9 protein-coding genes are annotated in these 7,338 nt (G+C 63.9%); 4 read left to right on the top strand and 5 right to left on the bottom strand.

Annotated elements, in window-relative coordinates; translation table 11 throughout:
• Positions 1-325 precede the first annotated feature (325 nt).
• The 5 genes from ACIA76_RS43415 to ACIA76_RS43395 all read right to left on the bottom strand — a co-directional run bounded on the left by ACIA76_RS43415 (position 326) and on the right by ACIA76_RS43395 (position 3,289).
• Positions 326-751, bottom strand: a complete 426-nt coding sequence (locus ACIA76_RS43415; protein ID WP_397161395.1) for a hypothetical protein — start codon at positions 749-751, stop codon at positions 326-328.
• A gap of 114 nt (positions 752-865) precedes the next feature.
• The gene (locus ACIA76_RS43410) at positions 866-1,033 is read right to left on the bottom strand and encodes a rubredoxin (RefSeq protein ID WP_397161394.1); all 168 of its coding nucleotides are present in this window, start codon (positions 1,031-1,033) and stop codon (positions 866-868) included.
• A 53-nt stretch (positions 1,034-1,086) separates the two neighbouring features.
• Positions 1,087-1,323 carry a hypothetical protein gene (locus tag ACIA76_RS43405; protein WP_397161392.1) on the bottom strand — a complete coding sequence of 79 codons (237 nt, stop codon included), beginning with the start codon at positions 1,321-1,323 and terminating at the stop codon, positions 1,087-1,089.
• Between the two features lie 308 nt (positions 1,324-1,631).
• Positions 1,632-1,820: a hypothetical protein gene (locus ACIA76_RS43400; protein ID WP_397161390.1), complete on the bottom strand. Its 189-nt coding sequence runs from the start codon at positions 1,818-1,820 to the stop codon at positions 1,632-1,634.
• A gap of 143 nt (positions 1,821-1,963) precedes the next feature.
• Positions 1,964-3,289 carry an aminotransferase class V-fold PLP-dependent enzyme gene (locus ACIA76_RS43395; protein WP_397161388.1) on the bottom strand — a complete coding sequence of 442 codons (1,326 nt, stop codon included), beginning with the start codon at positions 3,287-3,289 and terminating at the stop codon, positions 1,964-1,966.
• A gap of 496 nt (positions 3,290-3,785) precedes the next feature.
• On the opposite strand from ACIA76_RS43395, the gene ACIA76_RS43390 reads away from it, so the two are divergent.
• The 4 genes from ACIA76_RS43390 to ACIA76_RS43375 all read left to right on the top strand — a co-directional run bounded on the left by ACIA76_RS43390 (position 3,786) and on the right by ACIA76_RS43375 (position 7,197).
• Positions 3,786-4,817 carry a ParB/RepB/Spo0J family partition protein gene (locus ACIA76_RS43390; protein WP_397161386.1) on the top strand — a complete coding sequence of 344 codons (1,032 nt, stop codon included), beginning with the start codon at positions 3,786-3,788 and terminating at the stop codon, positions 4,815-4,817.
• A gap of 297 nt (positions 4,818-5,114) precedes the next feature.
• The gene (locus ACIA76_RS43385) at positions 5,115-6,101 is read left to right on the top strand and encodes an NAD(P)/FAD-dependent oxidoreductase (protein WP_397161384.1); all 987 of its coding nucleotides are present in this window, start codon (positions 5,115-5,117) and stop codon (positions 6,099-6,101) included.
• Positions 6,098-6,397, top strand: coding sequence for a 2Fe-2S iron-sulfur cluster-binding protein (locus ACIA76_RS43380; protein ID WP_397161382.1), 300 nt, complete (start codon positions 6,098-6,100; stop codon positions 6,395-6,397). The genes ACIA76_RS43385 and ACIA76_RS43380 overlap by 4 nt, the downstream gene beginning before the upstream one ends.
• 47 nt (positions 6,398-6,444) lie before the next feature.
• Positions 6,445-7,197: a hypothetical protein gene (locus ACIA76_RS43375; RefSeq protein ID WP_397161381.1), complete on the top strand. Its 753-nt coding sequence runs from the start codon at positions 6,445-6,447 to the stop codon at positions 7,195-7,197.
• Positions 7,198-7,338: the final 141 nt, after the last annotated feature.

Raw genomic sequence — 7,338 nt, 5'->3', positions numbered from 1 at the left:
AAGACAGGTAGGAACAGCGAGAGCGATCGAATTGAACACTGTCGTCCGCCCCCGTTCGGATACCTCACGCCATGCCATAGATACCTCCAGGAAGTCGTCGCACGGATCCTCTGTCGATGTTCCTGTTTCAAGACCGGGCACTGACCGCGGGCAAAATAAAACTGGTGATAAGTCCGCAAATGCTCTTGTGCAAGTACTCTCGCAGAGTCCGTCGTAACAGCGGTCTCTGCCGACCGTTCGCGATCATATCCTTTTGAATCGGCAGATACTGACTTTTCGCCCCACCGATAGTGCGCCTGAAACCGACCTGCCATCGACCGTGACGCTACTTGCCGACATCGGGGGCTACTACGCTTCGTGTGGAGTTTGCGAGTTGGCGAGGGGTACCGATCTCACGATCGTCGACCGAAGCGGCTGAGAGGCCGCTTTCCGGAGGCCCGGCCTTGAGGTTTCCGGAGACTTTGGTCTGAGGAGGCGCAATTGTCGACGAGCCGTCAACTGGCCAACGCCAAACCCTGTCCATAACCGAGCCCCGACCCGTCATCGACCCGCGCTGCGGCGTGCAGTCGCCCAGGTACGTGCCAGTCAGGTCCAAGCCACCCGCCTTCACCCGCAGGGGGATCTTGTCGCGGCCGAAAGGGCCGGACGGCTTGGTGAGTAAGGCAGCAGCGAGATCGACCAGCACCGGCTTCGGAGGGTCGTACTTGCGATGAGACGGCGGGTCGAAGTCATCTAACCATTCCTCGAACATACTTTCGAATACTAGCCGGTTCGGACTGTGTCGAGGTGGCGAGCTTATGACTGTGACTGGACGCCGTATCTGTCACTTGATCACGGTATCTGTCACCAGCCGATCAGGGCCGACTCAACCAATCTCGATCATCTCGAAGTCCATCTTCCCGGTGCCGGAATCCGGGCAGAGCCAATCTTCCGGTACGTCCTGCCATCGCGTGCCAGGCGCGATGCCATCGTCCGGCCACCCGTCAGCCTCGTTGTAGACCAATCCACAGACAACGCATTGCCACATCTTCATCGCAGCCTCTTGTTAGTGGGTCTTACCGACGTTCAGCGCGACGCCGACTGCGGTTAGAGGTACTTGACCTCGATCGTGGCCGAACCGTCGAGGGGGACCTCATTCGAGAGGTCAAGGTTTTCGGGTGGGCTGATGGTGGCTTTTTTCGCCTTCAGGTCCACCTTGGGGGTTGTCTCGGGGGCCGGGTTCGTTTCGTCGGACATGTCGCGCTCCCCACTCGGATCGGCACCACGCCGGGCCTGCTTTACTTCATTGTCCACCGATCGGGGCATGGCGGTGCCCGAACGCATCGACCCGGTCATCGCAAGTCAAAGCGGCTGTGCCCCAACGCCTCTCTATAGCGGAGCTGCACTTCTCTGCCAGGCGGATACGGATCAGATGCGTGGTATGCGGATAGCGTTCGAAGCCCCGGGGTGGCTCGCCGTGGCGACACCGTCCGTGATGCCAGCGGCATCGGGGGCCACGTCATGGCACGGACGCTGTTCATGTAGTCACCGACCCTGCTGTGGCCCGGGGACGGTGCGTGGTTCCTCTGTCGAGAAGATCAGCGTCGACCAATCCGGCATATAAGCGCCGACAATGTCGCGGATAACCCGAGTCACAATGTGTTGAGCCGTAATCCGACCAAACAGGGGATATGGAATTCGCAGGGGTTGTTGGTGTCCGATATTGCTCGGGGGAGATCCGCGATGTATTCGGAGGTCAGGATTACTTCGATGCTGTGGCTGTCGGGCTCGTGGCCGAGAATGATTTGGACGGAGATGTTGCCGTCTGTGTCTCGGGCCATTGTCAGTGTTCCGTCCATGACGCCGGGTATCGCGGTAGGTGCGGAGGTGGGTGATGTATTCACTGAGGATCCCCCTGGTGGGATACGAGATTGTGAGGGTTCGCCCACCCCGGCCGCCGGGGCGGGGTGGGCGAACTGGATTGTCACGCCAGTGATCGTATGACGGTCAAGGTCTTGTCGATTTCCTCCGGGAAGTTGACGATTCCGGCGGATAGGCGCACACGGGGCTCCGCGTACGGTGTGGTGCTGGCGATGATCTGATTGTCGCGGAGGATTTGGGTCACGTCCTGGGGGTTGTAGCCCTGTACATCGAAAGTGACGATGCCTGCGGACAGTTCGGGATCGAGCGGTGTATGCAGCGTGACGTGTTTCATGCGGGACAGGCCCTCTTTGATCTGGCCGTTCAGTTCCAGAATTCGGTCCTGGATTCGTTTGCGGCCGATCTGGCGGATGAAGTGGAAGGCTTCGGCGGCGGCCCACTGGTGTTCGTATGCGGCGAAGCCGCCGGGGCTGACCCACGGTCCTTGGGTCGGGCCGACCGGCTGGCGGTTCTGGCGCCAGGCGGCCGATGTCTCCTTGGTCATCAGGCTGGGAATCGTCGGCTGCAGAAGCGCCCAATTCTCGGGCTTCGCCCACATGATTCCGGTGCCGCGCGGTCCGAGGATCCACTTGTGTGTGCCGGCGGAGAAGAAGTCGCAGCCCATCTTCGCGACGTCCTCGTCCGCGACGCCGAAACCATGGACTCCGTCGACCACCAGCAGGATGCGATCCGATTCTTCGCGAGTGCGATTCAGATCCGCGATGGCGGCCGCGATCTTGGTCATCGGTAGCCGCACGCCCGTGTTGGAATGGACCCAGGCGACGCCGAAGACCCGGGTATTGGGGCGCACGGCGGCGCGGATCCGTGCGATGGCCTCGTCCACGGAGAAGTCCGGAGACGAATCGTAGAGCGAGATCTGGCGCATGCTCGCGCCCCATTTCTCGGTGGCCAGGCGTATTGATTCGTAATGCGGGTAGAACTCGTGGGTCGTGGTCAGAACCTCCTGGCCCGGTTTCAGGCGCAGGCCGTTGTAGGTCAGAGCGAGTCCGTGTGTGGTGCTGTTGGTGAGGGCGATTTCGTCGGGGTGCCCACCGACGTATTCGGCGGCGGCGGCACATACCGTGCGCCAGAGCATGTCCTCATCGCGGCGGAACATGTTGTCGTCGAGGAAGCCGTGCGGATTCTCGTCGAACGCGTTCCGGTATCGTGCGAGCGCATCGCGCACGGGAGTCGGGTTCGAGGCAATATAGAAATTCGACAGGTGCGCGAGCTCGGGCGAGAGCAGGAACTGCGCACGGACGGATCTCCAGTCGTGCGGATCGAAGGGCTGGGCCGCGGTCGTGCGTTCGGCGGCATCTCCCAGGAGTCCTGATGTCGGCGAGGAATCCGCGATGTCGGAGCCGACCAGGCTGGGACGCGAGAGAGACACGATAACTCCTCCATGAAATGTTATGCGGTGATTTGTCATGCAGTGGCTCGGGTATCGAAAGGAATTCCCCAGCGGTTCTCCGGTAGATCAAGTTAGCTCGATCATCGCATTTTGAACAGTGCCTGCCAAGATCGCCGAGCGACAAGGATTCCCGTGCGCCGCTTGATGATGCGTCACGACCGGAGATGGCTCCGACGTGCAAACATCATTGCCGCAGCGGCACAAGCCCCGAATTCTGACTGCATGCCTTTCGGCGCCGACGAGCGGTCCGTTGCCCGCTGTGCAACTGGGGGTAATTCCCACTTACACAGTGGCCGGGTGGCCATGAATGCGAGATCGGTGGGCGATAAAGGGTTTCTGAACTCGATCTTTCCGGAAAGAAGTTTTGCGCACACATGGTTTCTGGCATCGTTTGGGGCGCGTCATCGGATCATGGGATCAAAGCATGCTCCTCCTGGTTGGGAGGGGCCCGGGGGCACCTGAGGGGGCTATCGACGTGGCGAACAGCGAAGCGATCCGCACTCGCAGACCGGACACGGAAACCCAACTGCTGCAGTTCGAGGACGTCCAGGCGTGTGGTGAGGGCCGCGGTGTGGACGTCCACTGGGTTCCCATCGCGGAACTCGTCCTGTCGTTTTCGCCTCGGTCGGCGGGCGAGGACAGTGAGCACACGCGGACCTTGGCGGAGTCGGGAGCAGAGCTGCCGCCGATCATCGTTCAGCGGGGTACGAACCGGGTGATCGACGGGGTACACCGTGTTCGCGCCGCCCAACTGCGGGGCGAGCCGACGATCAAGGCCCGTTTCTTCGACGGAGACGACCAGAGCGCGTTCGTGCTGGCGGTCCGCTCGAACGTCCGGCACGGGCTGCCACTGTCGCTGGCCGACCGGAAGGAGGCCGCTCGACGCATTCTGTGCGCGCACGCGGCATGGTCGGACCGGGCGATCGCGTCGGTCGCCGGGCTGTCGCACAAGACGGTTGCCGCGTTGCGGGAGAAGGCCGGACAGCCTCCAGGGCAGACCAGAATCGGTCGCGACGGTCGAAGGCGGCCCGTGAGCACCGCTTCGGGCCGCAAGCTCGCCAAGGAGATCCTCGAGCGGGATCCGAACCTGTCGCTGCGTGAGGTGAGCGCGGCCGCCGGGGTCTCCACGGGCACGGTACGAGACGTCCGCGATCGGCTACGAGGGCAGACCGGGGCGACGGTGCCGAGCCCGGAAATCGCTCCTCCCGCACAGGGTTCGGGCCCGTCCCGCGGCAAGGCCGTGCGGCGGCGCCGCGATCGCCCGGCCGATCCGGAGGCGATACTGCGTACGCTCCGGGCCGACCCGTCGCTCCGATTCACCCAATCCGGCCGCGTATTACTGAGCATCCTGGCCGTGGCCTCGATGGACACCGAGGAATACGAGCGCCTCATCGCGGACCTGCCGGACCATTGTCTCGGTCCCGTTGCCGAACTCGCGGCGGCGAGTGTGCAGGCATGGCAGGAACTCGCGACACGCTTCAATCAACGGCGGTCGATGCGGGACTGAGCCTTCGTCCGAACCATATATAAGTTCCGGATCGAGTTTCGACCCATTTCTTGACGATACGACCGAATCCCGGCATGATGAATTACGTTCGGCTTCCGAGAACGGGTCGGAGTTTAAAATCCTCTTCTTGACGACATGGCCGAATCCTTGAATGATGAAATCATGATCGGCGACATTGTTTCCTCGATCGATAATTAATCCTCTGCGGTATTCATATCCGCACGAAAAGCGCCGAACGGCGCAAATGAACGTCAAATCAAAGGCCTGGAGTTCACGATGAATCAAGCGGGCAATCGAATGGAGACGACAGTCGATGTGGCCGTCGTCGGAGCGGGTCCGGCCGGCCTGTACGCCGCCTATTGCGCGGGATTTCGAGGGCTTTCCAGTGCGATCGTCGACGCGCTGTCGGAGCCGGGCGGTCAGATCGCGGCCCTGTATCCGGAGAAGAAGATCTATGACGTCGCCGGTCATGTGGCCGTGCGCGGCCGAGAACTGATCGACAACCTGGTTGCCCAGGTCGCGCCGTTCGATCCGCACTATCTGCTCGGCCGGACGGCGGCCTCCCTGACACCGGACGAGGCAGCGGGCTGGACGATCGGGCTGGAGGACGGCGGACGCGTTCGCGCCCGGGCCGTCGTGATCGCGGCCGGACTCGGCCGTTCGGTCCCGCGCACGCTGCCCTGCCTGGGGACTTACCAGGGGCGTGGCGTGGCGCATCACGTGCCGCGCCTCGACGAGCATCGGGACCGTGACGTGGTGATCGTGGGCGGCAGCGACAGTGCGGTCGATTGGGCCCTCGCCCTCGAGCCGATCGCCCGGTCCGTCACCGTCGTCCATCGGCGCTCGGCCTTCCGCGCCCATGAGCACAGCGTCAAGCAGATGTACGCGGCCGATATTCGCGTGCTGACCGATGCCCAGGTGACGGCCTGTCACGGCGCGCAACGGTTGGAACAGGTGTGCGTGCGAACCGGCGACGACGAATTGACGCTGCCCGCACAGGCTCTCGTCGCGGCACTGGGGTTCATCACCAACCTGGGTCCGATCGCCGAGTGGGGGCTCGAGATGGCGAATCAGCAGATCGCGGTCGACCGGGCGATGCGGACGAATCTGCCGCGGGTGTACGCGATCAGCGACATCTGTACCTACGAGGGTCGCGTCCCGCTCATCACCGTGGGCTTCGGCGACGCGGCGACCGCGGTGAACCACGCGGCGGTCGAGCTGCGTCCCGCCGCCCGCCTCGCGCCGGAGTACTCCACCCACCGCGACGTCGCGGCGTTGCCATGACCCTGAGGAAACTGACCATCCTCCCGACGGGAACCGAGGTCCTGCTGCCCGCAGGATCCCCCCTGACCGAAGTCGAATACGAGACCCCGCAGCGACTCATCCCCTTCGGATGCCGTTCCGGAGCGTGCGGTGCCTGCGTCGTCGAGGTGCTCGAGGGCCTCGGCGCCCTCGGCGAACCCGACGACGACGAGCTCGACTTCCTCGAAGATCTCGGCCGGACGGGCGGTAACTACCGCCTGGCCTGCCAGTGCCGGCTGCGCGGCGACGCGACCGTTCGCCCCGCGACCGACCTCTGAACTGCTCGCACTGAACGTCCGAGCAAACACAAAGAAAGGTGACATCAATGCCGAACCGCGTGATCAACGCCGGCTATGGGGACCGCACCCCGTTCCTGAATGCGGCCGCCGCGGCCCAGCTGCGCGCCGAGATCGACAAGCAGCTCGACGAGCAGGTCGTGCAGTGGTACGCCAACGTCCCTGAGGCCGCGCACCTCGAGGGCAAGAACGTCGACTCCGCGTACTACAAGCGCAATCTCATCGAAACCGCCTGGCGCATCCGGCTTTTGCGGGTGGCCGAGGCCAAGGCGCTGGTCGAGGTCGCCAAGCGCAGCCCGGAGGCGGCGCAGGTCTGGGCCAACTACGAGCAGGAGGAGATGCTCCACGACGAACTGTTCATCGACGACCTGGCGAAGGTGGGTGTCTCGCGCGAGCAGTTCCTGGCCACCGAGCCCTACCTGTCGACCAAGCTGCTGACCGGCTACTTCTCCTACCTCCTCGATCATGAGGGTCCGCTCGGCGTGGTGGCGTACTCCTACCTGGTCGAGTACGTGAACGTGAAACTGGAGCCCAAGAAGCTGCAGGCGCTGAAGGGGTCGGTCGGCGAAACCAATATCGGCGGCCAGATCAACCACTCGCACACCGATATCAACGACGACCACCCCGGCGAGGTGTGGGCGGCCGTCCGGTATCTGCTCCGCAGCCAGGACGATATCGCCGCGTTCAAGCGGTATCTCCGCGAGCACCAGACGATCCTGGCGCAGTACTTCGAGGAGCTCTACCTGGACACCATCGCCAAGTCCGCGAAGCAGCCGGCCTGAGTCCGGTCCGCTGCGGGGGGGGGGGGGGGGGGCCCCCCCCCCCCCCCCCCCCCCCCGCGGGGGGGGGGGGGGGGGCCCGGCCCCCAAACACCCCCCCCCCCCCCCCCCCCGCGCCGCCCGCGGCCACCGCGCTCACCTCGA

The organism is Nocardia sp. NPDC051570 (assembly GCF_044454005.1).
Taxonomy (GTDB): domain Bacteria; phylum Actinomycetota; class Actinomycetes; order Mycobacteriales; family Mycobacteriaceae; genus Nocardia.
The sequence above is the reverse complement of the archived record's forward strand: the minus strand, read 5'-3'. Positions and strand labels throughout refer to the sequence as shown.